The 25,214-nt window shown below is 36.1% G+C and carries 28 protein-coding genes and 1 other annotated feature; of the genes, 10 read left to right on the top strand and 18 right to left on the bottom strand.

From position 1 onward, the window contains the following. The first annotated feature begins 343 nt into the window (after nucleotides 1-343). Nucleotides 344-1,084, top strand: a complete 741-nt coding sequence (gene prpE / locus CWR48_RS11950) for a bis(5'-nucleosyl)-tetraphosphatase PrpE (protein ID WP_115773462.1) — start codon at nucleotides 344-346, stop codon at nucleotides 1,082-1,084. On the opposite strand, the gene CWR48_RS11945 is transcribed toward prpE, so the two are convergent. From CWR48_RS11945 to yjbM, 3 genes are read right to left on the bottom strand one after another with little or no spacing between them, the layout of a single operon-like run. Next, entirely contained in the window at nucleotides 1,077-1,967 is an 891-nt protein-coding gene (locus tag CWR48_RS11945) for an RluA family pseudouridine synthase (protein ID WP_115773461.1), read from the bottom strand. The genes prpE and CWR48_RS11945 overlap by 8 nt on opposite strands. A 12-nt stretch (nucleotides 1,968-1,979) precedes the next feature. Beyond that, a complete protein-coding gene (locus CWR48_RS11940) occupies nucleotides 1,980-2,792 on the bottom strand; it encodes an NAD kinase (protein ID WP_115773460.1) in 813 nt (270 codons plus the stop codon). A 31-nt stretch (nucleotides 2,793-2,823) separates the two neighbouring features. Further along, nucleotides 2,824-3,432 (bottom strand): GTP diphosphokinase, encoded by a 609-nt coding sequence (gene yjbM / locus CWR48_RS11935; protein ID WP_115773459.1) that lies wholly within the window; start codon nucleotides 3,430-3,432, stop codon nucleotides 2,824-2,826. Nucleotides 3,433-3,579: 147 nt separating this feature from the next. Here yjbM and CWR48_RS11930 point away from each other — a divergent pair, with 147 nt between their 5' ends. The 3 genes from CWR48_RS11930 (at nucleotide 3,580) to CWR48_RS11920 (ending at nucleotide 5,536) form a co-directional block, all read left to right on the top strand. After that, nucleotides 3,580-4,152: a CYTH domain-containing protein gene (locus CWR48_RS11930; protein WP_115773458.1), complete on the top strand. Its 573-nt coding sequence runs from the start codon at nucleotides 3,580-3,582 to the stop codon at nucleotides 4,150-4,152. 85 nt (nucleotides 4,153-4,237) lie between these two features. Continuing rightward, complete coding sequence (locus CWR48_RS11925) at nucleotides 4,238-4,624, top strand: globin domain-containing protein (RefSeq protein ID WP_115773457.1); 387 nt, start codon at nucleotides 4,238-4,240, stop codon at nucleotides 4,622-4,624. An 18-nt stretch (nucleotides 4,625-4,642) separates the two neighbouring features. Beyond that, nucleotides 4,643-5,536, top strand: coding sequence for a ClpXP adapter SpxH family protein (locus tag CWR48_RS11920; RefSeq protein ID WP_115773456.1), 894 nt, complete (start codon nucleotides 4,643-4,645; stop codon nucleotides 5,534-5,536). 867 nt (nucleotides 5,537-6,403) lie between these two features. Here CWR48_RS11920 and pepF read toward each other — a convergent pair. The 6 genes from pepF to CWR48_RS11890 all read right to left on the bottom strand — a co-directional run bounded on the left by pepF (nucleotide 6,404) and on the right by CWR48_RS11890 (nucleotide 13,285). Further along, complete coding sequence (gene pepF / locus CWR48_RS11915) at nucleotides 6,404-8,215, bottom strand: oligoendopeptidase F (RefSeq protein ID WP_115773455.1); 1,812 nt, start codon at nucleotides 8,213-8,215, stop codon at nucleotides 6,404-6,406. A 150-nt stretch (nucleotides 8,216-8,365) separates the two neighbouring features. After that, a complete protein-coding gene (locus CWR48_RS11910) occupies nucleotides 8,366-9,544 on the bottom strand; it encodes a competence protein CoiA (RefSeq protein ID WP_115773454.1) in 1,179 nt (392 codons plus the stop codon). 93 nt (nucleotides 9,545-9,637) lie between these two features. Further along, nucleotides 9,638-10,312 (bottom strand): adaptor protein MecA, encoded by a 675-nt coding sequence (gene mecA / locus CWR48_RS11905; RefSeq protein ID WP_115773453.1) that lies wholly within the window; start codon nucleotides 10,310-10,312, stop codon nucleotides 9,638-9,640. Nucleotides 10,313-10,752: 440 nt separating this feature from the next. Continuing rightward, complete coding sequence (gene spxA / locus CWR48_RS11900; protein ID WP_115773452.1) at nucleotides 10,753-11,148, bottom strand: transcriptional regulator SpxA; 396 nt, start codon at nucleotides 11,146-11,148, stop codon at nucleotides 10,753-10,755. 306 nt (nucleotides 11,149-11,454) lie between these two features. Beyond that, nucleotides 11,455-12,030 (bottom strand): GNAT family N-acetyltransferase, encoded by a 576-nt coding sequence (locus CWR48_RS11895; protein ID WP_342772458.1) that lies wholly within the window; start codon nucleotides 12,028-12,030, stop codon nucleotides 11,455-11,457. A 43-nt stretch (nucleotides 12,031-12,073) separates the two neighbouring features. After that, nucleotides 12,074-13,285: a putative glycoside hydrolase gene (locus CWR48_RS11890; protein WP_115773450.1), complete on the bottom strand. Its 1,212-nt coding sequence runs from the start codon at nucleotides 13,283-13,285 to the stop codon at nucleotides 12,074-12,076. Nucleotides 13,286-13,752: 467 nt separating this feature from the next. On the opposite strand from CWR48_RS11890, the gene CWR48_RS11885 reads away from it, so the two are divergent. The 5 genes from CWR48_RS11885 (at nucleotide 13,753) to trpS (ending at nucleotide 17,883) form a co-directional block, all read left to right on the top strand. Further along, nucleotides 13,753-14,010: a DUF3243 domain-containing protein gene (locus CWR48_RS11885; RefSeq protein WP_115773449.1), complete on the top strand. Its 258-nt coding sequence runs from the start codon at nucleotides 13,753-13,755 to the stop codon at nucleotides 14,008-14,010. A gap of 251 nt (nucleotides 14,011-14,261) precedes the next feature. Beyond that, nucleotides 14,262-14,570 carry a DUF378 domain-containing protein gene (locus CWR48_RS11880; RefSeq protein ID WP_115773448.1) on the top strand — a complete coding sequence of 103 codons (309 nt, stop codon included), beginning with the start codon at nucleotides 14,262-14,264 and terminating at the stop codon, nucleotides 14,568-14,570. A 319-nt stretch (nucleotides 14,571-14,889) separates the two neighbouring features. Then, nucleotides 14,890-15,312, top strand: a complete 423-nt coding sequence (locus tag CWR48_RS11875) for a pyridoxamine 5'-phosphate oxidase family protein (RefSeq protein WP_115773447.1) — start codon at nucleotides 14,890-14,892, stop codon at nucleotides 15,310-15,312. Nucleotides 15,313-15,422: 110 nt separating this feature from the next. Continuing rightward, nucleotides 15,423-16,373 carry an AEC family transporter gene (locus CWR48_RS11870; protein ID WP_115773446.1) on the top strand — a complete coding sequence of 317 codons (951 nt, stop codon included), beginning with the start codon at nucleotides 15,423-15,425 and terminating at the stop codon, nucleotides 16,371-16,373. A 288-nt stretch (nucleotides 16,374-16,661) separates the two neighbouring features. Next, nucleotides 16,662-16,839 (top strand) — a binding site (T-box leader). Nucleotides 16,840-16,896: 57 nt separating this feature from the next. Next, nucleotides 16,897-17,883 (top strand): tryptophan--tRNA ligase, encoded by a 987-nt coding sequence (gene trpS / locus CWR48_RS11865; RefSeq protein ID WP_115773445.1) that lies wholly within the window; start codon nucleotides 16,897-16,899, stop codon nucleotides 17,881-17,883. Nucleotides 17,884-18,089: 206 nt separating this feature from the next. Here trpS and CWR48_RS11860 read toward each other — a convergent pair whose 3' ends face one another. The 5 genes from CWR48_RS11860 to CWR48_RS11840 all read right to left on the bottom strand — a co-directional run bounded on the left by CWR48_RS11860 (nucleotide 18,090) and on the right by CWR48_RS11840 (nucleotide 22,852). Then, complete coding sequence (locus CWR48_RS11860; protein WP_115773444.1) at nucleotides 18,090-18,851, bottom strand: YjbA family protein; 762 nt, start codon at nucleotides 18,849-18,851, stop codon at nucleotides 18,090-18,092. A gap of 258 nt (nucleotides 18,852-19,109) precedes the next feature. Further along, entirely contained in the window at nucleotides 19,110-19,316 is a 207-nt protein-coding gene (locus CWR48_RS11855; protein WP_115773689.1) for a YuzI family membrane protein, read from the bottom strand. A 497-nt stretch (nucleotides 19,317-19,813) separates the two neighbouring features. Then, nucleotides 19,814-21,055 carry a beta-ketoacyl-ACP synthase II gene (gene fabF / locus CWR48_RS11850; RefSeq protein WP_115773443.1) on the bottom strand — a complete coding sequence of 414 codons (1,242 nt, stop codon included), beginning with the start codon at nucleotides 21,053-21,055 and terminating at the stop codon, nucleotides 19,814-19,816. A 29-nt stretch (nucleotides 21,056-21,084) separates the two neighbouring features. After that, the gene (locus CWR48_RS11845; RefSeq protein ID WP_115773442.1) at nucleotides 21,085-22,023 is read right to left on the bottom strand and encodes a beta-ketoacyl-ACP synthase III; all 939 of its coding nucleotides are present in this window, start codon (nucleotides 22,021-22,023) and stop codon (nucleotides 21,085-21,087) included. Between the two features lie 217 nt (nucleotides 22,024-22,240). Continuing rightward, the gene (locus CWR48_RS11840; RefSeq protein WP_115773441.1) at nucleotides 22,241-22,852 is read right to left on the bottom strand and encodes a hypothetical protein; all 612 of its coding nucleotides are present in this window, start codon (nucleotides 22,850-22,852) and stop codon (nucleotides 22,241-22,243) included. Nucleotides 22,853-22,952: 100 nt separating this feature from the next. Here CWR48_RS11840 and CWR48_RS11835 point away from each other — a divergent pair, with 100 nt between their 5' ends. Beyond that, the gene (locus CWR48_RS11835; protein WP_115773440.1) at nucleotides 22,953-23,126 is read left to right on the top strand and encodes a DUF2929 family protein; all 174 of its coding nucleotides are present in this window, start codon (nucleotides 22,953-22,955) and stop codon (nucleotides 23,124-23,126) included. A gap of 55 nt (nucleotides 23,127-23,181) precedes the next feature. On the opposite strand, the gene CWR48_RS11830 is transcribed toward CWR48_RS11835, so the two are convergent. From CWR48_RS11830 to copZ, 4 genes are all read right to left on the bottom strand, one after another. Continuing rightward, nucleotides 23,182-23,499, bottom strand: coding sequence for a hypothetical protein (locus CWR48_RS11830; RefSeq protein WP_115773439.1), 318 nt, complete (start codon nucleotides 23,497-23,499; stop codon nucleotides 23,182-23,184). A 121-nt stretch (nucleotides 23,500-23,620) separates the two neighbouring features. After that, complete coding sequence (locus CWR48_RS11825) at nucleotides 23,621-23,932, bottom strand: metal-sulfur cluster assembly factor (RefSeq protein ID WP_115773438.1); 312 nt, start codon at nucleotides 23,930-23,932, stop codon at nucleotides 23,621-23,623. Between the two features lie 79 nt (nucleotides 23,933-24,011). Beyond that, nucleotides 24,012-24,773 carry an esterase gene (yjfP, locus tag CWR48_RS11820; protein ID WP_115773437.1) on the bottom strand — a complete coding sequence of 254 codons (762 nt, stop codon included), beginning with the start codon at nucleotides 24,771-24,773 and terminating at the stop codon, nucleotides 24,012-24,014. A gap of 221 nt (nucleotides 24,774-24,994) precedes the next feature. Next, a complete protein-coding gene (gene copZ / locus CWR48_RS11815) occupies nucleotides 24,995-25,207 on the bottom strand; it encodes a copper chaperone CopZ (RefSeq protein WP_115773436.1) in 213 nt (70 codons plus the stop codon). Nucleotides 25,208-25,214 lie beyond the last annotated feature (7 nt).

Genomic DNA, 25,214 nt, shown 5'->3' with positions numbered 1-25,214 from the left:
CCTTTTCTACTGCTAAGTGCAACATGCTCTCTCCTATTTCAGCCTTGCATAGGTAATCGCGTTACTGCTAAAACAACAACTAATGATATTCCCATTTTATGCCTTTATCAAACATCTCCCAAGCATTCATGAGGAGTAATAATCGATTATTTGGTGTATAATTACTATAAATATAGACATTATTTCAATCCTAACTCGATTTAAGCTACGTGCAATATATTAAGCTAATTCGATTTGCATTGCAATCGTTTTTTTGATAGGTAAGTATACAATATAATTGCAACTGAGGCGATAGCAAATGACTTTCCGCCAGCCTAGTTTTAAAAAGAAGAGGTGAATACTAATGAAAATTGACATAATTGGCGATGTACATGGCTGTATGGAGGAACTTTGCTCTCTATTCGATAAGCTAGGTTACGATCTGAAGAATGATATCTTTGTTCATCCAGATGGTAGGATACCCATTTTCGTTGGTGATATTACCGACCGTGGTCCAGATTCAATTTCTGTTATTAAGCTCGTATACAAAATGGTTGTTGTCCATCATAAGGCAAACTATGTACCTGGAAATCATTGCAATAAATTATATCGTTTTTTCCTCGGGAATAATGTACTTCATCGTTATGGTCTAGAAACAACGGTTGCCGAATATGTCGCTTTACCAAGAAACGAGCAACAGAATATAATGGAAATGTTTATGACTCTCTATGACCAGGCCCCGTTGTATCTGCAAGTCCCAGAAGCAAATGCGATTATAGCTCACGCTGGTATCAAAGAAGAGTTGATTGGGCGAACTGACAAAAGGGTGAAGACCTTTGTCCTTTATGGTGATATCTCTGGACAGTTTGATGCAGATGGTCGTCCGATTCGCCGCGATTGGGCAAAGCATTATCATGGAACCCAGTGGATAATCTATGGACATACTCCAGTGAAAAAACCGAGAATAGTAAATAAGACGATTAATATTGATACTGGTTGTGTTTTCGGTAATGCATTGACGGCTTTCCGCTTGCCTGAGGAAGCAATTGTCTCTGTTCCGTCAAAACAGCCATTGATGGAAGATAAATTCAGTTACTTTACTTAGCGTTTTCTAAGTTCCCGATTATATCAAGCATATCATCGGGAGGGGTGGACCTAAGCCTGATTATTTCCTTTGTAAATGGATGCTCGCAACTGACTTCAACACAGTGTAATGCCTGACGCTTTATTCTATCGATGCTTCCTCCATATAAATCATCCCCCAGCAGAGGATGATTTATATGGGATAAATGCACCCGGATTTGATGGGTTCGTCCTGTTTCAAGTTCCATTTCAACTAGACTTGCATCCACGTACTCTTTCAGTACGCTATAGTGTGTGACCGCCCTTTTTCCAGTTTCAATTACCGCACGTTCAATTATGGAACCTTCTTTTCGTTCAATTGGTGCATCAATTGTTCCATTCTTTTGTTCCAAGTGACCGCTGACAATTGCTTGATATTTGCGCTTGACTTTTCCTTGCTTTTGCGATGTAGAAAGCAAGGAATGACTGTATCGATCCTTCGCTATTAATAATAGTCCTGACGTATCTCTATCCAGTCTCGTAACCACATGAATTGTATATGGGATTTTATTTTTAGCATAATATGCTAATACTCCATTTGCAATCGTTCCAGTTGGATGATGTCGAGATGGAATTGTAGCAATGCCTGCTGGTTTATTTAGGACGATTAAGGCGTCATCCTCATAGACGATTTCTAGCTCCATTTCCTCTGGAACCATATTGTCTCCAATCGTTTCCTTTGGTAAATGAACCTCTAAATAGTCCCCTTCCGTCAAACAAAAGCGAACCGTTTGCGGTGTCCCATTAACTAGTATCCGTTCATCCTTCTTTACTGTTGTGAGCATTCTTCTTGAAAATGCTTGATTCATTTGCAGAAAATCACGGATAATCATTCCATGATGTTCCTTTGTGATTACCCAATTCATCCCGACTCAACCTCATTCAATTAAATTCTTATCCTCTGCTACAAATGAATCCCTAACCCGATTCCAAAACGGAAATTGTCTAAACCGCGCAAAGCGAACCTTCTCTTTTGCTACATGACAATGTATCGAATGGACATTTGTAAAATTCTTTGTAAAATGGTCGATTGCGATGATAAAACTACTATCAACCATTGGTTTTAATTTACATGGATGGTGCTTTGGTAAAACAAGTGGAGAGCCAATGGTACGGAATACACGATTATTAATCGATGCCATTTCTGTTAATTGGATTACTTCTAACGAAGGATGTAAAATCGCACCACCTAACGCTTTATTATACGCTGTACTTCCTGTAGGTGTTGATACACATATCCCATCACCACGGAAGGTTTCAAAATGCTCACCCTTGATCTCTACATCAAGTACTACCGATCCTTCAATTGTCTTAATCATCGCTTCATTTAATGCAAGAAAACGATCTTCTTTCTCCCCTGTTTTAGAACGAATCGTCACTTCTAAAAGTGGGTATTCTACAACCTGGAAAGGTGTTTTCGCGATTTCAATGACTAATTTCTCGATTTCATTTGGTAAATAATCCGCATAAAACCCTAAGTGTCCTGTATGTACGCCGATAAAAGCAGTAGATTCTAAACGATGGACATATCGGTGGAACGCCTCTAAAAACGTACCATCACCGCCAACTGATATGACAAGATCTGGCTCCTCCTTGTCGTAAACTAAATTAAAATCTGTTAAATATTGCTTCATCGTCTCTTTAATTCTATTGGATCGGTTATCACCTTTTGAAATAATCTTGAATTTCAAGTAAGTCATCCCCTAAGTTTAGCTTATTTTTTTATTTCCTGTGAAAAATCCATTGCGCCTCTTGAATTTCATGTTTGATTTTCGACATTTCTTCATCTAATTTAAATGCTGCTTCTGCAGCATTTTGCAATCGCTCTTTAATGTCAGTCGGAATTCTTCCGTCGTATTTATAGTTTAATGAGTGTTCATTTGTCGCCCAGAAATTCATTGCTAAGGTGCGAATTTGAATTTCGGCTAGTACCATCTTTCTTCCATGAATCATTTCTACCGGGTATTCTATAATCATATGATAGGAGCGGTAGCCACTTTTTTTCTTTTTCGTAACATAATCCCGCTCTTCAACAATGGTAAAATCGTTTCTTGTTCGTAGCATATCAACAACAGTATATATATCATCAACAAATTGACATACGACACGTAGACCAGCAATATCTTGGAGCTCCTTTTCGATATTTTCTGGAGAAATCTCTCTCGTCTTCGCTTTTTCAACAATGCTTGGTATCGGTTTCACCCTACCAGTTACAAATTCAATAGGCGAGTGACTGGACTCAAATTCGAATTGCGGACGCATTCCTTTTAATTTTACTTTTAATTCTTCAACAACTTGTTTGTATGGGGCTAGAAATTCTACCCAATTCATTCGCTTACACCTCTTATATCCATTCAAATTATAGCTTATATTATTTTAACATACTACTATTAGAATGGTTATTCATTGCATATTTTATTATTTTTAGCCATAATCAATAGTACCTAATTTTATTAATACTGGAGGCCGTAACAAAACATGGCACAGGAAATTGAAATTGAATATAAAAACTTGCTAACGATGGATGAATTTCAACGATTGTTGGATAATTTACCATTCCCTGAATATAGTGAAGTACAAACCAATTATTATTTTGAAACAAAAAATTTCCAACTAAAAGAGAATGGCTGTGCCCTCCGAATCAGGGAGAAGAATGGTAAGTATCGTCTGACATTAAAGGAACCACATGAACTTGGTCTGCTTGAAACCCATGATGAATTAACGAAACAAGAAGCAACTGATTGGCTAAACGGCAAGATCATATCAAAAGAGCATATCTCGAAGCAATTACTCAAAAAAGGAATCGCATTTGAATCCTTAAGCTTTTATGGAAGCCTAACAACAGAACGGCGCGAAGCACAGTATAAAGACGTTTTAATTGTATTAGATATTAGTAATTATAATGGAAAAACAGATTATGAATTTGAATTAGAAGCGCAAAATAAGGATGTTGGTTTAGAAACATTTCTAAATATCTTAGCCGAATATAATATTTCAAAAAAACAAACTCCAAATAAGATTGAACGCTTTTTTAATTCTTTACCAAAATAGGAAGTATTGACTAGATCCCAATCAGATTTGTTGCTCATCTATAGTTCGATTGATACAATATAATCAATGTGAGGTGAACTGTACTATGACAACAGCTAATGATGGAACTATATATGAAGCAATCGGTGGATATGATGCAGTTGATCAATTAAATACTGCTTTTTATGAGCGTGTTGCCCAACATTCCGACTTAACGCCAATTTTCCCTGAAGATTTAACAGAAACGGCAAGAATACAATTACTATTTTTCGTACAATTCTTTGGTGGACCTAGGCTATATGAGGAAGAACGTGGCCATCCAATGTTAAGAAGACGGCATCTTCCATTTGAAATAACACCAACAAGAAGAAATGCTTGGTTAGAATGCTTGGAAGGTGCACTACATGACGTCGAGATTGCCGAAACATATCGTACTGCAATACTCGAAAGAATCACCCTTACCGCTAACCACATGATGAATACATCAGAATAAAAGAAAGGAGAATTCGATGTGAGTTGGAATCAATCTGAGCTTAATGGCTCAAATAATACAAGCACATCGGCAAACTATAGCTATTTAAATCTAGTACAAAAACCGATTGAAATGTATGTTTTCATTGACCCCCTTTGTCCTGAATGCTGGTCATTGGAACCATATTTACGGAAGCTTGCAATGGAATATGGACGCTTCTTTACAGTACGTCCAATTGTCACAGGATTATTAAATTCAATGTCAAAGGATACCTTTGGACAGCCAAGGAAACTAAAGGAAATCTGGGAACGTACAGCAATGCGTACAGGTATGAGCTGTGATGGAGATTTATGGTTAGAGAACCCTGTATATTTTCCAACCATCGCCTCCTTAGCGATTAAGGCAGCGGAGTTACAAGGTAAGAGAGCTGGTAGGGTTTTTCTGCGGAGATTGCAAGAAAGCCTGTTTTTAATGAAACAAAATATTTCAGATAAAGAAGTTCTCATCAAAATCGCCAAGGAAGCAAAGCTTGATATAGATGAATTTGAAGTGGATCTTTATTCTACCTCAGCAAAGAAAGCATTACAGGATGATATTAAATTAACGCAGGAAATGGAAGTTGACTATATCCCGACCATTGTTTTATTTAATCAAGCAGTGGATGAACAAGGTATTAAAGTATCTGGACTTTATCCTTATGAAATTTATGAATTAGTACTACAAGAAATGTTACAGCGAAGCCCGATTCCATCTGAGAAACCGCCATTAGAAGAATTTATTAAGCATTATGAGGTTGTTGGTAGTAAAGAAATTTCTATCGTCTATAACTGGACGATGGTAAAAACTGAAAAAGAAATGAAAAAACTGCAATTTTCCCGTAAAGTAGAAAGAATCCCTGTAAAATATGGATCCTTCTGGAAATATATCAGTTAAGAAACCCAGCCTTGAATTATTAAGGCTTTTTTTTATAGCTTAAGAAATAAAAAAAGGATATACGGGGCAGCGTATATCCTTTTATCCGTTCTTTGTATAAATACAAAGGGGGATGGGAGAAAGTTTCATGATCAAACAAAAGGGGTTTTTGTTTGTAATTAACTTACAAACTTATTATATCAAGTTCTATGATAAAACACAATAAATATGTGCATATTTTCACAAAATGTTCACTTCTATTCCACTTTTATATTTCATATACTGACAACAGGAGGGTGATTTTATGGAAAGCCTGTATCCTTTTCTTTTTCTTTTTTTAACATTGTTTTCCTTTGCTTTAAATATTTTAGGTCTTATGCAGCTTATTCCTCTTTATTTCACATTGCCATTATTATTTATTTCGATTTATTTAACCGTATATTCTTTTACACATCGAAATATTTATCGTAGGATGAGATGATGAATGATATGCCAGATATAACGTTGAGGCATTGCTCACTGAGGTGCTTCTAAAAGTTGAAATAAAAAAAGGGTATACGGGGCAGCGTATATCCTTTTTTCCGTTCTTTGTATATAACAAAGGGGGATGGGAGAAAGTTTCATGATCAAACAAAAGGGGTTTTTGTTTGTAATTAACTTACAAACTTATTATATCAAGTTCTATCATATAACACAATAAATATGTGCATATTTTCACAAAAAGTTCACTTTTTTTCAGTTGTTTTGATCACAATATAAAGTGCAACTTCATAAAGCGGGGGTCCTACAGCCAGTTAATTCGGATAAAAGGTATTTGTATGTAAATGAGGGGCTGACATAATGTCAGCCCCTCATTTACTAAGTCTACTTCAATTTTAGAAAACAGGGTTATCCAATTAATAATTTTTCCATTTCATTAAGCTTTTCTTCAAATACATCGAGAGCATCTAAAATCGGTTGCTTCGATGTCATATCAACACCTGCTTTTTTCAGTACTTCTATTGGAAAATCACTGCTTCCAGCTTTTAAGAAGTTAAGATAGCGTTCAACCGCACTCTCCCCTTCTGTTAATATTTGGTTTGCTAGTGATGTTGCAGCAGAATAACCTGTCGCATATTGATACACATAATAGTTATAGTAAAAATGTGGAATACGTGCCCATTCCAAACCGATTTCTTCATCAGAGACAACTGCTTCCCCATAATATTTTTTATTTAGCTCATAATAAATTTCCGTTAATTTGTCTGCCGTCAATGCTTCACCATTTTGTGCCCGAACATGGATATCATGTTCAAATTCAGCAAACATTGTTTGACGGAATACTGTTCCACGGAAGCCTTCTAAGAAGTGATTTAGAATATATAGCTTTTGTTTTTCGTCTTCAAGATTATTGATTAAATATTCATTGAGCAATGCCTCGTTACATGTAGATGCTACCTCTGCAACAAAGATAGAATAATTACCATAACGGAATGGCTGTGATTTTCTAGTATAATAACTATGAACCGAATGTCCTAGCTCATGTGCTAATGTGAACGTATTGTTTACATCATCTTGCCAGTTTAGCAAGATATATGGGTTTGTACCATATGCACCTGAAGAATATGCTCCACTACGTTTCCCTTTATTCTCCTCGACATCAATCCAACGACTGTCGAAAGCTTCTTTAAGGATTTCACTATATTCGCTACCAAGTGGTGCTAACCCTTTCAGTACGTGTTCTTTTGCTTCATCATAGGAAACCTTCATATCTAGATCCTGAACAAGTGATGTGTATAGATCATACATATGCAATTCGTCTAATTCTAATACTTTCTTACGTAACTTCGTGTAGCGATGTAACAGTGGTAATTTTTCATTTACTGCCTCAACTAAGTTATCGTAAACAGATTCAGGTATATTATTATCATCTAATGCTGCTTGTCTTGCAGAATCATAATTGCGTACCTTTGCAGAGAAGTTGTGGACCTTGACATTCCCACTAAGTGTGGATGCGAACGTATTCTTGAAATTTCCATATGTACGATACATCGCTGTAAAGGCATCCTTACGTACTTGGCGATTTTTCGACTCTAAGAATTTACTGTATCTACCATGCGTTAAATCAACCTCTTCCCCATCTTCATTTTTAATTGATGGGAACGTTAGATCAGCATTATTTAACATACTAAACGTCTGCGATGCAGATCCAAGTGGCTCAGACACTTCGGCGAGTAATACTTCCTCACGTTCACTTAACACATGTGGACGCTGTCTAGTAATTTCGTCTAACACTTTCTTATATAAGTTTAATTCTTGTTTTTCCTTTAAGAAAGTATCGATTTTCCCTTCGTCCATCGCAAGTATCTCCGGTACAACGAAGCTCATTGTACTTGATGCTAAAGTAAGAACGGTTTCTGCTTGTGCATTCATGCCTTGATAAAATGAATTTGTTGTGTCCTGATCATATCGCATATGCGAATATGTATATAGCTTCCCTAGTCTTTCAGAGAGCGCATCTTGAAGCTTCAATAATTCAAATAGCATGTCCGCAGATTCAGCCAATTTTCCTTGATATTTCGATACTTCAGGAATTGCTGTTTGCAAACTCTTTAACTCCTCAGACCATTGATCATCACTCGCAAATATATCTTCTAATTTCCATGTTAATGCTTCAGATATTTCACTTCGCTTTGGTAACTCTTTTGTCGATTTTGCCATTACAGTTCCTCCTTATTTTGCTCTACCAATATTAATTCGAGATTTATTTCAAAAATCCTTTAAAATCCCCCATTTAGTTAGTATATCGAAGTATATTCGTTTCATGCTCGTTTTTTGCTCATTCTTATCGTTTATATTGGCTGGATTTTATTATTTATGGATAAGTGCTAATTGGTTAATCACCTCTAAATCACCAATTAGCGCTAATTCAACATGTTCATGAAAGGTAAGCGAAGTTAATTTCTGATACGTTAGCCCAGAAACTTTTCTTATGATGCTCAATTGCTCAAGAAGATTAAAATACTGTTTGATTGGATGGTCATTCGAATAGATTAACGGGTAATTTCTTAATGATTGAAGTTGTTTTCTTAGAAGAAATTCACAGGAACGGAGTGAGAATGTGCTGCCGATTGGGATTCGTTCTAGAAGATCAATGCAAATTCTACTTTGCCAGTTCCAGGTCGGGGATAACATTCGATATTGGGAGGCAATTGGTAAGTGGATAATTGATGGCAACTTTTCAAGGTGGGTTCCTTTTAAATATAACCACTGGTACCACGCTAATTCCTGCCCATATATTTTTTTCCGCTGCATTGTTCGAAATTTTATCTTTTCTTTCTTCCAATGCTGATACAACTCATAGTGGGTGAAGGTATCAATAATAAAAAGATCCTTTATATTGAGCTTCGTTAAGGGCATTACTTTAAATTTCCCTATTGCTTGACCTATCCTAGTCTGAAATGGATTTTGAATCATGATGAATGATAAAGTGATTGGACAGAAGTAGTAGATAATTAGTGGTAAATTCGAAGTAAATTGATGTGTTAGTTGTAGTGTAAGCTGATCTAGTTTGAAATAATTTGCCGTTTGCCGATTCAAGCGGTTCTCCCCTAATATCCAAATCGGGATAATTCCGATTTCCTTATACCCATCGTTCCGCTTCTTTACCTGCTCGATTGGAATTTTTGAGCATTGGTATTCAATTGCAATTCTTCGATTATTTATGGTTAACAGAAGATCTGGCCGTTGATTAATTTCCGGAAGATACACTTCTAATTCAACATGTAGCATTTGGCTTTTCAACCATTTATATAATAATAATTTTCCTTGTTCATGATACTTCCCTTCCCCACCTTCACTTGCAGGACAATCATTAATGGATCGATGTGCAAAATGCGGAATAACCTTGGATCCAACCTTCATTACTACTTGTCCTTTGCAAATAGGACAATAGAAGTTTAGCTGCTGCTCCTTTAATTTTCTCAATTCTGCTCGTGACAACATTGCCAATGTAATAGCATTTCCTTCTGCTGTATTAGCTTGTAGCACAGACTCACCTCCGTTAATAATATAATTCGACAGAGATAGACAAATTCCTGCAAGAAGAACAAAAAAATAGACACCCTTAGTTTTTAAGTGTGTCTATGCCTGTAGTGGGAAATAAGAGCGAACCTGTGCAAATGTATTTGATTCGAATATGGTCTTCCCATATTCCTCGAGATAGTGAATTGACATATCAGAGTCGTTGGCAAATTCCAAAACTTGACTGATGATATTCTCCTGCTCATTGTCATCGAGTAAATCCTGAGAGAAACCAATATATAAATAATATTTATCATTATAATGGTAAAGTGCATCATCTGCTTCTTCTGTAAAGTCTTGGAAATAATGACTCAATTGAATCACATCTTCAAAATCATTAAAATCAACAATGATCCATAATGTTTCTTCCGACATGTCTTCCTCATCATCATCGTCATCAATATGCTCCACATTTTTACCAAATTTATCTTCCAGTATTGTTTCAATCATTTCCTCATCAAAGGAATCATCGGCATGGATCTCTCCATTCTTACTAAGTTTAGCTTTAGTAACAACGATTTCCAACCCTTTTTCCATTGCTTGAACTTGAATCCATAACGGACCCTCAACACTGAAATCTTCCTTATAATTCACTTCATCCATCATTTGCCAGAAGAGCTGCTCACTTCGTTCCCGATTATACCAAATCTCTTCCCTTTCAAATCCAAGATCTTCAATATCGATATAAGAAATATAGAACTTTATTGTATTCTCATTTATTCTTTCAATCTCCATTATTCTTTCTCTCCCTTCACGTAGAAAAATTTCCTGCGCTTTTGTTCTTCCTAAACTTTTTATGTTAACTTACTGAAGCAATAAACAGTTAGGTGGAAGAGACAACTTCACCATTTTCTAATTATTCTATTGAACGATACCCGCTACACCATATAATTAATCATTCATATATTTCTATACTTAATGTTATTGTATGTTAGTGTGCTGTATTTTGGAAATTAATATGCCTATATAGAATTTTAAAATTATACATGTATGAACACGAATAAATCAATGTGCAACCATTAATACTATATTAAAGCTCCATTTTAAACTATTACCATCTGTTTGTCACGAGATTTAACTGTAATAATCGAGCGAGATACAACAAAACACAGATCCTAAAAGGATCTGTGTTTTGTATTCTTCCAATATATCAATGCGTTTACAAAAAATCAAATCTAATTAACCATTCTTTGTGCTTCACGTAATTGAAAAGTACGAACAGTTCTTGGTAAAAATCGACGAATCTCATCTTCGTTATAGCCTACTTGCAGACGTTTTTCATCAAGAATGATTGGTCTTCTTAATAAGCCAGGATTTTGCTGAATTAAACTGAATAGATTTTTCATCGGTAATTGATCAATATTTACATCCAATTTTTGAAATACCTTCGAACGTGTTGAAATGATCTCATCAGTTCCATCTTCAGTCATGCGTAATATTTCCTTAATCTCATCTAAAGAAAGGGCTTCAGAAAAAATATTACGTTCCTTAAATGGGATATCATGTTCTTCTAACCATGCTTTTGCTTTTCTGCAAGATGTACAACTTGGTGAGGTATAAAGTGTTACCATTAAAACTTCACTCCTCATTCTAAAGTATATATGTTACTTCAATAAAACATGGGTTAACTTATTCCATTCTTAAATTAAAATAAGTTTAAATAACCTATATCTTATAGTATACTACATTTGTCAAGTAAAAGGTAGGTTTTACTCAATAAATATTAGATTTTTTCCAAAATCCTTCGTATTGGTTGGCAAATGTCTCTTCATACTAAGTAACTTACCCTAAAGTATTTTCATTTAAACACCGAAATTGAAATTAATTGAGAAAGACTTTTAGTACTGCCTCTTTTTGGTAAGGTTTGTTTATTAAAATTATACCGTTAATAGGTCTCTAGTATTTCGATTTTCATCTAGCTGTAAAACCTCATCAACATCGCCGAATTCCCGGCCATAAATCTCTAATGATTTATAAATATGGACAGATTGGTAAATTTTCTTCATCTGTTCAAAAATAAAGCCCTGTTTCTCATCTTCAAGCGACCAATACAATATTTCCAGTGGAGCAATTTCTTTTGTTTGAAAAGAATGATTTAGGAAAATAATTGACTTTGCATGTTTAAATCCTTCTCTTTGGTAGAAATTAAGTCTTCTATTCGTATCTATTACATTCGGATCAATTGGCTCTACTTCCAGTAAAATTGGCTTCATCTTTTGCTTTAGCTTATCCATCAATTTATGGCCGGTTCCATGTCCTCTTGATTCCGCTGCCACCCACAAATAATCAACAAAGATACAAGTATCGAACTCCGCATATATCATCACATGTTCTGAACCCTCATCCTTTTGATAAAAGCCATTCGGATCTTCTAACAGCAACTCCATATGCTTCTTTGATTTCATTTCTTCAATTGGAAAATATTCATTCAGCTTCTCATACCAGTTCATCATAAATCTCCTAACATACCGTATTCATAATACGTATAACGATATTTTACTTGCCAATTAGATAATCCACATTTTCTGTATACTTATTTCCTGCATTCCATAGTAGAAATTCATCGATTCCACTCTCATACAACGCCTTTATCTGAGCCTCGACTTCTGCTTTACCATATTGTTTTGTTGCTCCACTATATAACCACGGGGCTTCAAAATCTTGTAGCCAAGGTCTTGATACTGGTGGGATTTCTAATGCACCAAGAACTTCATTCTCAACGTTGGAATACTCTTTAACAAGACGATACGGCTCTTCATCTGGAAGTCCTAGACCAAAATAACCGGTCGTCCAGTGGCTCGGGTAGATCATCGATGATATGACGTCAACATTCTCCGCGATTCTTGAGAAATTTTGTCCTATTCCCGGTGCCTCTTCTATGGTCGCAGCATAACCAAAGATATCAACTGAAACGTCAACATCATAGTTCTTCAACTCTTCCTTTGCAAATGCGACAAAGTTAGATACTGCTTCCACCCGTTTTTTTACGTTCGTTAAATTTACATCTGCATACTCACCTTGCGAATACTGTAACTCCCCATCCTTCTTTTCAAAGCCTTCTGGGAAGCGCACATAATCAAATTGAACTTCCTCGAAACCCATTTTAGCTGCCATTTTGGCGATTTCTACATTATACTCCCAAACTTCTTGCTCAAAGGGATTAACAAATGCTTCCCCTCGATTATTCACCCAAACCTTGCCATTTTCAGTAAAGGATAGGTCTGGTCTTTTCTTGGCAAGCACAGAATCCTTGAAAACTACAATTCTAGCAATTGGATAAATCTGCTTTTCCTCCAGGATTTTCATCATTGCTTCTGGATCTGAAATATAATTCATAGCTATATCTGCAAATGGTGAGCCTTCTTCTGGTTTAAATGTTAAATTACCATGATCTTCTTTAATATCAATGACCATCGCATTTAATGCTGTCCTATCAACTAAACCTACTAATGATTCAAACCGACTGCCACCTGCTGAATTGCCGGTTACATAAATTCCACGTACCGCATCAGGATATTCAAAGTCATAGCCTGAATCAAAAGTAAAACGTTTCATTGATTGTTCTGCGTCCAATAATTTGATATTTGTCTGTCTCTCTCCGTGCTCACTAACAACTTCTACCTCATCACCATGGCTCGTAATTGGCAGAAGCATACCGAAAAGTAAAATTATCATGTATGTACAAATCTTACGCTGCCTTTTACCCATTTTTATCAATCTCCTCTGCTTATGTATGAATCTAGTATATCGGAAAATTGAACGAATTTGAATGGTATATATAGCTTAGATTAGAGAAAAGGGTATTAATAAAGTGAAACTTCAATCATGTTTAATTTGTGGTTGGTGAATAATTCTAGTACGTTCCGCTTATCGTCCGTCTGAAATGTTTGGCATTATTAATAATCTTTTCGTTAAACCAATAGTTGTTCATCTTAATACATCACTTAGGTCATAATAATATTTGAATTTTTCCCTTTTTATGCTCAATTAACGGTTTAACCTTTAAAAGAATTGATAAATGATAACACACGTATAATTATGTAAAATATCTACACAATAAGAATCAAGAGCTGATTTTTATCCACTTGCGATTCAAAAATAATATTTCTTCCATAGGGAGGATTTTGTTTCGTAACAAGATATAAGCGCTCCTAAATTACTAAGGAGGAAAAGCTATGTCAGTACTTGATAATTTTGAGTCGTGGAAAGATTTTCTAGGTAACCGCCTTCAACAGGCAGAAGAAAATGGAATGAACGAAGGAGTAATGAGTACAGTAGCAGCTGAAATTGGAGACTACTTGGCAGCTAATGTAGAACCAAAAAACGGTGAGCAAAGACTACTAGCTGATCTATGGCATTCGGCAGATGAGAATGAAAAGCAAGTTTTGGCCAATACAATGATAAACCTAGTTAAAAACAGGAAAGCACATTAATACAAAACGGGATGTGGTTCATAGTTGCATCCCATTTATTATTATTATGAAGTTTGATTGATATCCATCATTTCACCTAATTTCTTTAAATTAACTCTCCGAGATAAGCTATCTGATTAGAGTAATTATCTAGGTATAAGTAATTCATTATGGCAAAAGATAATAAAGAGTCTTTATGGGAGAGGTGCTATTAATGGCAAAAGTACAGGAAGATTCACTTTATTAATTAAAATTTTTGGGAGGTAAAAAGAATGAATCCATTAAAACGTATTGCCCTCGCATTAGTTATCATAGGTGCAATAAACTGGGGACTAATTGGATTTTTCCAATTTGATTTGGTTGCATCGATTTTTGGTGGTCAACATGCTGCACTATCAAGAATTGTATACGGCCTAGTTGGATTAAGTGGTTTATATTGCTTAACTATATTATTTGATCCAATGGAGGAAAAAAGTACCAACAGGGATGATTTAGGTAAAAAAGGTAGATTAAATTATGGTACTGAGTTTGGAGAAGAAACAGACTTGTCAGGCGTAAGAAAACATGACCGAGACCTCTAAGAACTAAAAAATGAATAAGCCATACACACTATTCTTAGTATGGCTTATTCATTTAATCAACGATGGGTAGCTATTTTCTGTAGTAAACCAGTGGATATAATTCTTTTTCTATTACATATTTCGTTCCCATATAATCTAAATTTGATTATATAACCGATTTGCAATTCCCTTTGGCTTAGCCGTTTTCATTATTGGAATTGTTCGCCTTTTTTATCGAGGCCTGTTAGAGTAATCTTTTCCTTTCATTACCTGAGCCGAAAAATGAATTATTTATTTACAGCAAAGAAATAATATAAAAAACTTAAAGGAGTGCAGCTATATGAGTCAGCCAGAAGTTAAAGCAACGGTTGAAAATATTTTGGATAACAGTTCTGTTGGGACGATGGCAACCGTTCAACAAAATAAACCACACACAAGATACATGACATTTTCTCGTAATGGACTAAACCTTTATACAGCAACAAGTAAGGAGACCCACAAAGTGGAAGAAATAATAGAGAATCCTTTTACGCATATTCTCTTAGGATATGAAGGAGACGGATTTGGCGATGAATATGTGGAGTATGAAGGTAAAGTCCAGATTTCCGATTCTAAGGAACTGAAAAACGAATTGTGGAATCCATATATGGAGAATTGGTTTGACGGACCAAATGATCCTAATTATACTGTATTGGAAGTTACACCTGTTCAAATAAGTTTGATGAATAAAAAGGGCATGGAACCAAAAATATTAGAATTGTGATAATAGACCGAGCTTGATTGCTCGGTTTTTTCTTTATTCTCTTCGCTAGTAAATTCATTCCATTAACAAACTGGGTAATTGTTTCATAAAGTGAACTAGGGGGGATATTCATGGTTCTTGCTGTAGAAGCATTTATACAGGAAATGTTAATGCTTTATGGAACTGTACTGTTGGGGTTTACCGCAAGAAAAATAGGAATTCTAAATGAAAATGCAACCGATGTTTTGACCCAGCTAATTCTATATATCACCTTGCCCGCACTTATTTTGTTCTCTCTGGATATCTCCTTTTCCATTACCTTAGCAAAAGAATTTATGTGGCTTATTACGATGTCACTATATATACTTATAATTTCCTGTTTTTTAGCATATCGGATGAGACAACGTTCACAGCTTTCAAAAAAACAAAAAACTGTCTATGAAGGTCTGATAATTTTTGGTAACCAAGGATTTATTGGTTATGCCGTCAGTTTTATTCTTTTAGGAGAACAAGGAATTATTTATTTAACGATGTTCAACCTATGTTACTTACTTCTTATATGGACGTACGGAATATATTTGTTTAGTAAAGATACAAATACGATCGACTGGAAAAATTTATTCTTAAATCCAGGCATTCTTTCCACTCTAACAGGAATCCTAATTTTTCTATTGCCAGTAAGCTTTCCCGTTATTATTTCAGATAGTCTGGAGAATGTTGGAAAAATAACCATTCCACTTTCCATGATGCTGATTGGAAGCTTAATTGCAAATGTAAAATATAAAGAATTATTATTTTTGATAAAAAATATCTATATATGGAAGTTAGCGGTAACTAGACTTATTCTAATTCCTTTATTCCTACTCCCTTTTGCGGCTTTACCTGTACCATATCCCCTACTTGTTATTGGCGTTGTTGTTTCTGGAATGCCCTCTGCACCAACTATTTCACTTTATTCACAAAAATATGGGGCCGACACTTTTTTTGCATCATTAGGAGTACTATTAACTACATTATTATGTATCATTACAATCCCATTCCTTTATTTCATTGTAAGCCTTTTGAGTAATTTAAAATGGTGAATTCTTAATTCCAAGCGCTTCAATAAAAGGTTATTGGAAAAAACTGGAACCCATTTTTTATTGTAGCGGTTTTCCATGGAATTACACCTAGTATTGATGATAGACTCTCCTTTTTAATTTAAGGCGTTTTTCTCAAAGATTGTTACTCTTTGCTTGCCTAACTGCCCGAAAGCAACAAAATTTACGAAAACGGCCTAGTTTAAAAATCAAATTTGCATCTTTGAAAATATTTATACCGTTTTTTTCTTGTATTTTCCCAACAAACTATATATAATAGTAAAAAGAATATTATTAGCAATGAAAAAGGCGTAGTACATTTTACCCCCTGAATTTTAGAGAGCTTGTGGCTGGTGGGAACAAGCATCAAGGTAAATCGGAATTGGACTTTGGAGCTAATTAATGAAATTAAGCGATCTTAGAAATGTTAAGATAATCAGGGTGGCACCGCGGTTCATTCGTCCCTATTTATAAGGGATAAATGGGCTTTTTTTGTTTAGAAAAAATAAAATGGAGCGTGAGTTAGATGGAAACAATCTTTTCAGGTATTCAACCAAGTGGGACATTAACACTTGGAAATTATTTAGGGGCACTGAAGCAATTTGTCGAATTACAGGATGATTATGAATGTTATTTCTGTATCGTGGATGAACATGCGATTACGGTTCCACAGGAGCGATTGAAACTCAGACAAAATATCCGTTCCTTGGCAGCACTATATTTAGCATCAGGAATTATCCCTGATAAAGCAACTTTATTCATTCAGTCAGAAGTACCTGCACATACTCAGTTAGGCTGGATGCTACAGTCCATCGGCTATGTTGGCGAATTAGAACGGATGACACAGTATAAAGACAAATCGCAAGGGAAAGAAGCTGTTTCAACTGCATTACTAACCTACCCTGCATTGATGGCCGCAGATATCTTGCTTTATCAAACCAATCTTGTACCAGTTGGTGATGATCAGAAACAACATATGGAATTAACGAGGGATTTAGCTGGGCGTTTTAATAATCGATTTAATGATATTTTTACGATCCCAGAAATTCGAATTCCTAAGGTTGGGGCACGTATCATGTCTTTACAGGATCCAATGAAGAAAATGAGTAAATCAGATGAGAATGAAAAAGGCTTCATCTCAATGCTTGATGAGCCAAAGAAAATTGAGAAGAAGATTAAAAGTGCTGTTACTGATTCAGAGGGCATTGTTAAATACGATAAGGAAAACAAACCAGGTGTTTCTAATCTATTAACAATTTATTCTAGCTGTACTGGTGAATCCATTGAGACACTTGAAGCAAAATATGAAGGGAAGGGATATGGCGATTTCAAACAAGGTGTTGCTGACGCTGTTATCGCCGTATTAAAACCGATTCAAGATCGCTATCAAGAATTAATTGACTCTGACATACTAGATGAAATCCTTGATAAGGGCGCAGCAAAAGCTAACATAACTGCAAATAAAACAGTTGCAAAAGCAAAGAAAGCGATGGGTCTTGGTAGAGTAAAGTAAATAGGAATGAGAAGAAGCGCTAGAGCATCGTTCTAGCGCTTCTTTGTTTTGTTTTTGAGGTATGATGCGTTTGTGGATGGTTTTCTCCGAGCGGTAGCTGAGTCCTCATGTTGATATTTGACGCCCGCTTCATCTTATTGCCAATATTCATCATTCCGAGCGCTCAAGATCTTAATTGGAGCCATCCAAAACCCCCCTCAACCTAGCTATTTCTGCTGTGACGTGCTCTGTTCTTCGCCATTTTCAACTTCCCACATTTTTTCTAAAAAATGTTGCCCACGAATTAATTTTTCACATAATTCTTCATGCGCTAGGCTCCAACCTTCTTTCACACCGTTGTACAGTGCTTCCCAGACCTTATCTTCATCCATAAATCTGATAAATGGATATTTCTTCGGATCCCATTCTGTTAACCAGTAACGTAATTCTTCTAAGTTGTTTGTTGTGCGCAATTGATCTAGGCCAATCATAAGCAATTGCTTGAGCTGCCTTTCCCTTCTTGTTAATCCGAAGACTAGTTCAGGAGGCATGGAAAGCATATGATATTCTTTCTGATAGTTTGTGTCATCGAAACGAAAGGCTTGCGGCTTTGTTTTTTGAATCATATCAAATACAAGCTGCTCTTGCCTTGGGATCAGTCTACTTTTACGAATCGGAATTTCATAGCCGATTGTATCAATAGCTAGAATATCATTGCCATCTGTAACAATACATGCATAATCAAGTATCGAGCGTTCATGACCTTTACGAATATAGGCGCGTTTATAAATGGCGTCCAGTAGGGATTTAGGTAGATCGTGCATATCATTTTCGATGTAGTTGTATAATACTTCTGTTATGTACAGCAGAGGTACTTGATCCAATAATTCGATTCCATCCTCTTTGCGCCACTCGTGGAAATGACAAACATTATACCCGTTCTCTTCTCCTTCAAACCAATTCACCCAAACATCATGTAAATATAACATAAAACAACCCTCGCTTTTTTAGAAAACTCAACTATCACCAACCCTATAGGCAATAGTCCTTGTTGTACCTATCCATGTAGAAAACTAAGGTTTAACCAAGCCTTTCGGTGACAGCCTTAGGTCTCACTTACCTACTAAAAAGAATTGTCCCTTCATAGCATGAAAAGTGAAGACATTCCTTTTAAAAATTCCATTTGGAGATACAACTTACTTTACATTATGACCAAGAAAGAGGATAAATATTCTTCTATGTTATCATTACAATCTGTTTGGAAAACGGTAGATTACAATCGCCATAATTAACATTCCAATTGGTAAAAAATAGCATTCGATCCTTCCTTGAATAAAGATGAAATAGTCCACCCACGATAACCCAGCAGGTAAAAAGTTTAAATATGCAATCATCGTTACCCCACCCGTGACAGCTAGTCCAAATCCGATTAGAAATGCGAAGATGTACCCCATTGTTTTCCCACCGCCTATGCTTGTCCCTACCTTTTTCATTAGTTTATGCTTGTACAATTCAATACATGAATGAACTGTAATTTATCCCCCACTTACTTTTCTTGATTTTTCTCGAATTCTTGAAGAGGGGACTTACAGCCAGTTAATTCGGGATAAAGCTTGTTTATCACCATGTCTTACTGGGACAGCCATAATTGCACTTATTCGGTAAGAATGTTGTTATCCTTTTCTACTTACAAAAGAAGCGCCCGTTTGAGCTGTGTACGAACTTCTCCTTGCCTTTTGAGATAAAGGAAACTCTTTTGAGAGCGTAAGCGGTTGACTTAGATTACGGAGGTGAGGGAAGTCGCGCTAGTCGATGGGCGCTAGAGCTGGACGTGGCTATTCTCGGTAATTAAGTGTTCCACTGCATCCAATTTTGTAGTTTCCTAAGCAACAAAAAAATGCTGACCAGCTCCTCACTGTTCAGCATTTTTAATACATGTGAAACCATTTAATTAAGCTTCATATTTTTTAAATACTAATGTAACATTATGACCGCCAAATCCGAATGAATTACTTATAACAACATTCACATCTTGCTCTCTTGCATGATTTGGTACGTAATCCAAATCACAATCTGGATCTGGAGTTTCATAATTAATTGTTGCTGGAATGACACTATTTTCAATTGATTTGATTGCAATTACAGCCTCAACTGCACCTGCTGCACCAAGCATATGACCTGTCATTGATTTCGTAGACGATACAGCAATTTCCTTTGCCTTTTCACCGAATACATTTTTAATTGCAGCCGTTTCATATTTATCATTTAATGCAGTACTTGTACCATGTGCATTAATATAGTCAACATTTTCAGGTGAAATTCCAGCATCATCTAATGCCATTTGCATTGCTCGTGCTGCTCCTTCACCATTCTCTGCTGGAGCAGTGATATGATATGCGTCACCCGTTGCACCATAACCAACAATTTCTCCATAAATATGTGCGCCACGTTCTAAAGCCGTTTCCAGTGATTCCAGAATTAGAATTCCAGCACCTTCTCCAATGACAAATCCATCACGATTCTTATCAAATGGGCGTGAAGCAGTGCTTGGATCATCGTTCGTCGATAGTGCCTTTGCAGATGAGAAGCCAGCGAATGCCATGTTTGAGATTGGTGCTTCCGTTCCACCAGCAATCATGTAATCAACATCGCCACGTTGGATTGCTTTAAAAGCATCACCAATTGAGTTGGCACCAGATGCACATGCAGTTACGGAACATGAGTTAATTCCTTTTGCACCTAATTGAATTGAAACCTGACCTGCAGCCATGTCTGGAATCATCATTGGTACAAAAAACGGACTAACACGGCCCGGACCTTTTTCAAGTAGTTTACGATGTTGATCTTCCCAAGTTTGCATGCCACCAATTCCAGAACCAACCCATACCCCAACACGAGTATTATTGGTTTCATCAATGATAAGCTTTGCATCTTCTACAGCCATCTTTGCTGCTGCAACTGCATATTGTGTAAATGGATCCATTTTTCGTGCATCTTTTTTCTCCATAAATGCAGTTGGATCAAAGTCTTTTACTTCTGCAGCTACTTTTGCAGGGTAATCATCTTTGTTTACCTTTGTTACAAAGTCTACTCCAGATTTTCCTGCAATTAAATTTTCCCAAAACGTATGAACATCATTGCCTAATGGAGTAACAGCTCCAAGACCTGTTACAACTACTCTTTTATTTTCCATAAGTTAATCCTCCTCATAGGAAATCTTGCTTATTTTCCCCAACGCATTGCAACCGCACCCCAAGTAAGACCTCCTCCGAAGCCTACCAATACGGTTAAATCACTGTCTTTTATTTTACCATCTTTAACCGATTCGGATAAAGCCATAGGAATCGATGCAGATGAATTATTTCCGAATTTCTTAATTGTTGTTGCCATTTTGTCCTCAGAGATACCTAATCGCTCGCGTGCTGCATTCATAATTCTAATATTTGCTTGATGTGGTACTAAATAATCCACATCATCTTTACTTAGTCCTAGTTTTTCAATGACATTTATAGTCGATTGCGGCATTTGTCTAACAGCAAATTTAAAAACCTCTCGTCCGTTCATTACTAGTTGATCAAGCTCATTTTGATAGAGTTCTTTCCCGCCAGCACCGTTTGCACCGAGTTCAAAAGATAAGATCCCTTTGCCCTCTGAAACTTCACCGACTACAACTGCTCCAGCGCCGTCGCCCATCAGTACACATGTAGACCGGTCTTCCCAGTTAAGGATTTTTGATAGTTTGTCCGCACCTACTACTAATATTTTCTTGTATGTTTTCGTTTCAATAAATTGTTTAGCAGTTATTAATCCATACATAAATCCTGAACATGCAGCACCTATATCCATTGCTGCAGCGTTTGTAGCACCTAATTTGTCCTGAATCATACATGAAACAGATGGAAATGGCGTGTCAGGTGTTACAGTCGCAACTAGAATAAGATCGATTTCCTCTGCAGTTACACCTGCTTCTTCCAATGCGCCAAGTGCAGCATGATAAGACATATCGGATGTATCGATATCATCTTCAGCAAATCTTCTTTCTTCAATTCCAGTTCTTGTCCGGATCCATTCATCATTCGTATCAACAATCTTCTCTAAATCATGGTTTGTTACCACTCTTGTCGGAAGATAATGGCCAGTACCTAAAATACCTACACCCATATTTACAACCCCTTATATATAAAGTAACTATTATCTAATATTATGACTTGGTACTAATTTTAATGGAAAAAACCGTAATTGGCAAGTAAAAAAATACAAAGATACTTGGCTTCCCCTCTCATACTTAAAGGGGACTCATTTCTATTTATGTCCTCGTTAACTCATTTCTGTGTCCTATTTCTTATTTGTACTGCAACTTTAACTATTTGAATCTCTCCTATCGCCTGTTCTTATTGGATACATAATGTTGTTGCAATGCTGTGACCCTTTTTTCCAATGGGAGACTCGCACTAATGTAAATACCATTCCCGCTTGCATCATTTTCTCTTCCATCCTTATGCTCTGATTTAATTTCGAGTTTATCAGAAATTTTAGAGGACCCTAGCCACTGAATCAACCCGTCGGTAAAATCCCCGATATATATCGCATTTTCTTTAAAATCATTCGAATCAAACGTAATAAACGCCTGCTGATCATAATAACCCTTTTTATTCATTGGCATCCATTCGCCAAATAAATGGGAAGCAAGTATCGTTGTTGTATTTTCCAAGTTCATTCGTCCACTGGATTCCTGTGGATTAATAAAAAAGATACGGTTTGCCTTAACTGCCTCCATTTTCCCATAATCACCTACACAAATACACGTGTCATACTGTTTTCTTTGCCTCTGATTGTAAAATGAAAATAAGCTATTTCTACCAAAGAACATGGATAAATCATCCGACTCCATCTCATTCTCTATTCCATCAACCAAATAATCATGGTTAAGCAATGCATTGACAACATGATAGCCAATCCAATGATTACAATTGATTACTAAGATTGACATGGCAATCCCCCTATTCAAATTAAAAAGATACAAAAAATGTATGTAAGCGAATGAAAACGTGCTATACTATGGGTAGATATAAAATTGCGAGGTGTTATTTTTGCGTTACATAATGACAATTATTTGGTCTGTAGTTATTAGCTTAGCCATTGCTTTTGTTTTAACTAGTATGGGTGGTGAGCCATTTGTGGCAACAGACGCATTATTGCTTGCTGCACTATTAACAGTAGCCATTATCATATTGGGCGACGGTATTTTAAGAGAAAAGAAATAAATAGAGATTTAATAATAAACCCTTGCCTAATATAAGATATGGCAAGGGTTTATTATTAATACCAAGGCAATAAACTTATTGCGGCTAAGGCTGTTAGTGGTAAGATTAATCGTTCAAATCTTCTTCTTGGAGGTCCAAAACCAAAGCCTGGATATCCATAGTTTGGAAAGCCAAATCCAAATTGACGATTATGTTCCCGATATTGTTCTTGCTGATTGTGTTCAAGTGGCACTGCTAAATATACGTATTCTTCATCTAACCCCGTAACAATCCCATCAACCGCTGTACCGTCCTGTAACTCTGCATAAACATAAGCATGCACATGGTCTCTACATAAATCATACATATGTTTGGATTCATTATTGTTTTTCATCACTCAATCCTCCTCACCATCTAGCCTATTCATATGCTAAATGAATGGTGAATTGTCCGGATTGAGCTATTATTGAAGAAAGTCATACATTGATTCATAATTTCGAAAATCTATTCCACAATCAATCTGGAATGCCTAACGCGATTTTAGCATAACGTGACATGTTATCCTTACTCCATGGTGGACTCCAAACAATGTTAACTTTTAATTCTTTAATCTCTGGAATATCCGCTAGTGCAAATTGTACATCACGCTCAATATGCGCTGAAAGTGGGCACCCCATTGCCGTAAGAGTCATGGATACGGTGCATAATCCTTCATCATCTAATTCCACATCATAGATTAGTCCTAAGTTTACAATATCGATGCCGAGCTCAGGGTCGATTACATTCTCGAGCGCACCCATAATATTCTCTTTTAAATCTGCATCCATTACGATACCTCCTCCTTACCTTCTTGCTTCTATTTAACCATATATTCGTATTTTAATAAACGATTTGAATTCTTTCAGACTACAAGTGTTGTTCAAACCATTTGATCGTTTCCAAAATTGCATGTCTACTTACTTTATGATCGCGATTGGTTTCTTTGATAAATTGTATATTTGCTTGATTGTCGTACTGTTTTCTTGCCTCTTCATAGAAGGAGTATGAATGGTCAAACGGTACGACCTGGTCTTTATCTCCATGCCAGAATAAAACTGGACGTTGATCCAGCTTCTCAATTTGTGTGGATAAATCATAATGCTCAAGCTGAACATATAAATTCTCAATCATCTCGTCCGTAACTGGAAGATCCATTACCTTTTTGTAATTATTAATTAATTGCTTAGCAAACGTTGTTATCCTTGGAGAACCCATTAATACGGCTGCCGTTTTGATCCAAGGATATTGTGTTAATGCTGCAGAGGTTGTAATCCCACCCATACTTGTTCCAGCCACACCAAATCTACCATCTAAGATTAACCCCTGCTGTTCGAAATGATCATGGATTTCCCACAACTCCTTCACATTTTGCATCACAATATCCCAGAAACCAATTGTCTTTTGAATAATTGAAGTCGTCGTATCCCTTTCACCATGCATGTTACTATCTGGAAGAACAACCCGAAAACCTTTTTCAGCTAGTAGAAATGCAATATCTAAATTATGTTCCTTCGCACTCGTAAATCCATGAAAATAAGTAATCATTGGTAATGATTCATTTGCTTTATCCGTGTCAACGACAACCAAACTTGGAATTGAATTTAAGTGTTCCTTATTTATCCCTATCACTATGCTTCTCTCCTTAAGTTATGTATAATCCTATTTTAAATGGTAAGTTACAGAAGATGCAATGTTAAGTAAAAATTATTATTGTCGATATGTAAGCAATAAAGTGAAACTTCAATAAGTGGGGGTAATATCCGCCCCCACTTACAATTCTTGATTTTTCTCGAATTCTTGAAGAGGGGTTTTACAGCCAGCTAATTCGGGATAAAAGCTGATTTTCATTCTTATATTTTAGCTTCCACATCATAGCCTTGCTCCTCAATAACTTCTTTCATTGTATCCACATTTACTTTTGAGTCATCAAAAGTAACAGCTACACTGCCGGCTTCTAAATTAACTTCAGCTGCTGATACACCAGCTAATTTTTGTAATGCACCTTCAACAGACATTTTGCAATGATTACATGACATGCCTTGTACATTTAACGTTTTCTCCATAATCTTT

This window comes from Oceanobacillus arenosus (assembly GCF_003369575.1).
GTDB lineage: Bacteria > Bacillota > Bacilli > Bacillales > Amphibacillaceae > Oceanobacillus > Oceanobacillus arenosus.
The sequence above is the reverse complement of the archived record's forward strand: the minus strand, read 5'-3'. Positions and strand labels throughout refer to the sequence as shown.

Coding starts and splice junctions, on each gene's coding strand:
- prpE (WP_115773462.1), top strand. CDS start 344: ATGAAAATTGACATAATTGGCGATGTACATGGCTGTATGGAGGAACTT.
- mecA (WP_115773453.1), bottom strand. CDS start 10,312: ATGGAGATTGAAAGAATAAATGAGAATACAATAAAGTTCTATATTTCT.
- CWR48_RS11895 (WP_342772458.1), bottom strand. CDS start 12,030: ATGATGAACTGGTATGAGAAGCTGAATGAATATTTTCCAATTGAAGAA.
- CWR48_RS11860 (WP_115773444.1), bottom strand. CDS start 18,851: ATGTTATATTTACATGATGTTTGGGTGAATTGGTTTGAAGGAGAAGAG.
- yjbM (WP_115773459.1), bottom strand. CDS start 3,432: ATGAATTGGGTAGAATTTCTAGCCCCATACAAACAAGTTGTTGAAGAA.
- CWR48_RS11890 (WP_115773450.1), bottom strand. CDS start 13,285: ATGGGTAAAAGGCAGCGTAAGATTTGTACATACATGATAATTTTACTT.
- CWR48_RS11880 (WP_115773448.1), top strand. CDS start 14,262: ATGAATCCATTAAAACGTATTGCCCTCGCATTAGTTATCATAGGTGCA.
- pepF (WP_115773455.1), bottom strand. CDS start 8,215: ATGGCAAAATCGACAAAAGAGTTACCAAAGCGAAGTGAAATATCTGAA.
- trpS (WP_115773445.1), top strand. CDS start 16,897: ATGGAAACAATCTTTTCAGGTATTCAACCAAGTGGGACATTAACACTT.
- spxA (WP_115773452.1), bottom strand. CDS start 11,148: ATGGTAACACTTTATACCTCACCAAGTTGTACATCTTGCAGAAAAGCA.
- CWR48_RS11875 (WP_115773447.1), top strand. CDS start 14,890: ATGAGTCAGCCAGAAGTTAAAGCAACGGTTGAAAATATTTTGGATAAC.
- CWR48_RS11830 (WP_115773439.1), bottom strand. CDS start 23,499: ATGAAAAACAATAATGAATCCAAACATATGTATGATTTATGTAGAGAC.
- CWR48_RS11930 (WP_115773458.1), top strand. CDS start 3,580: ATGGCACAGGAAATTGAAATTGAATATAAAAACTTGCTAACGATGGAT.
- CWR48_RS11925 (WP_115773457.1), top strand. CDS start 4,238: ATGACAACAGCTAATGATGGAACTATATATGAAGCAATCGGTGGATAT.
- fabF (WP_115773443.1), bottom strand. CDS start 21,055: ATGGAAAATAAAAGAGTAGTTGTAACAGGTCTTGGAGCTGTTACTCCA.
- CWR48_RS11855 (WP_115773689.1), bottom strand. CDS start 19,316: ATGGGGTACATCTTCGCATTTCTAATCGGATTTGGACTAGCTGTCACG.
- CWR48_RS11845 (WP_115773442.1), bottom strand. CDS start 22,023: ATGGGTGTAGGTATTTTAGGTACTGGCCATTATCTTCCGACAAGAGTG.
- CWR48_RS11945 (WP_115773461.1), bottom strand. CDS start 1,967: ATGAATTGGGTAATCACAAAGGAACATCATGGAATGATTATCCGTGAT.
- copZ (WP_115773436.1), bottom strand. CDS start 25,207: ATGGAGAAAACGTTAAATGTACAAGGCATGTCATGTAATCATTGCAAA.
- CWR48_RS11825 (WP_115773438.1), bottom strand. CDS start 23,932: ATGGATGCAGATTTAAAAGAGAATATTATGGGTGCGCTCGAGAATGTA.
- CWR48_RS11870 (WP_115773446.1), top strand. CDS start 15,423: ATGGTTCTTGCTGTAGAAGCATTTATACAGGAAATGTTAATGCTTTAT.
- CWR48_RS11885 (WP_115773449.1), top strand. CDS start 13,753: ATGTCAGTACTTGATAATTTTGAGTCGTGGAAAGATTTTCTAGGTAAC.
- CWR48_RS11840 (WP_115773441.1), bottom strand. CDS start 22,852: ATGTCAATCTTAGTAATCAATTGTAATCATTGGATTGGCTATCATGTT.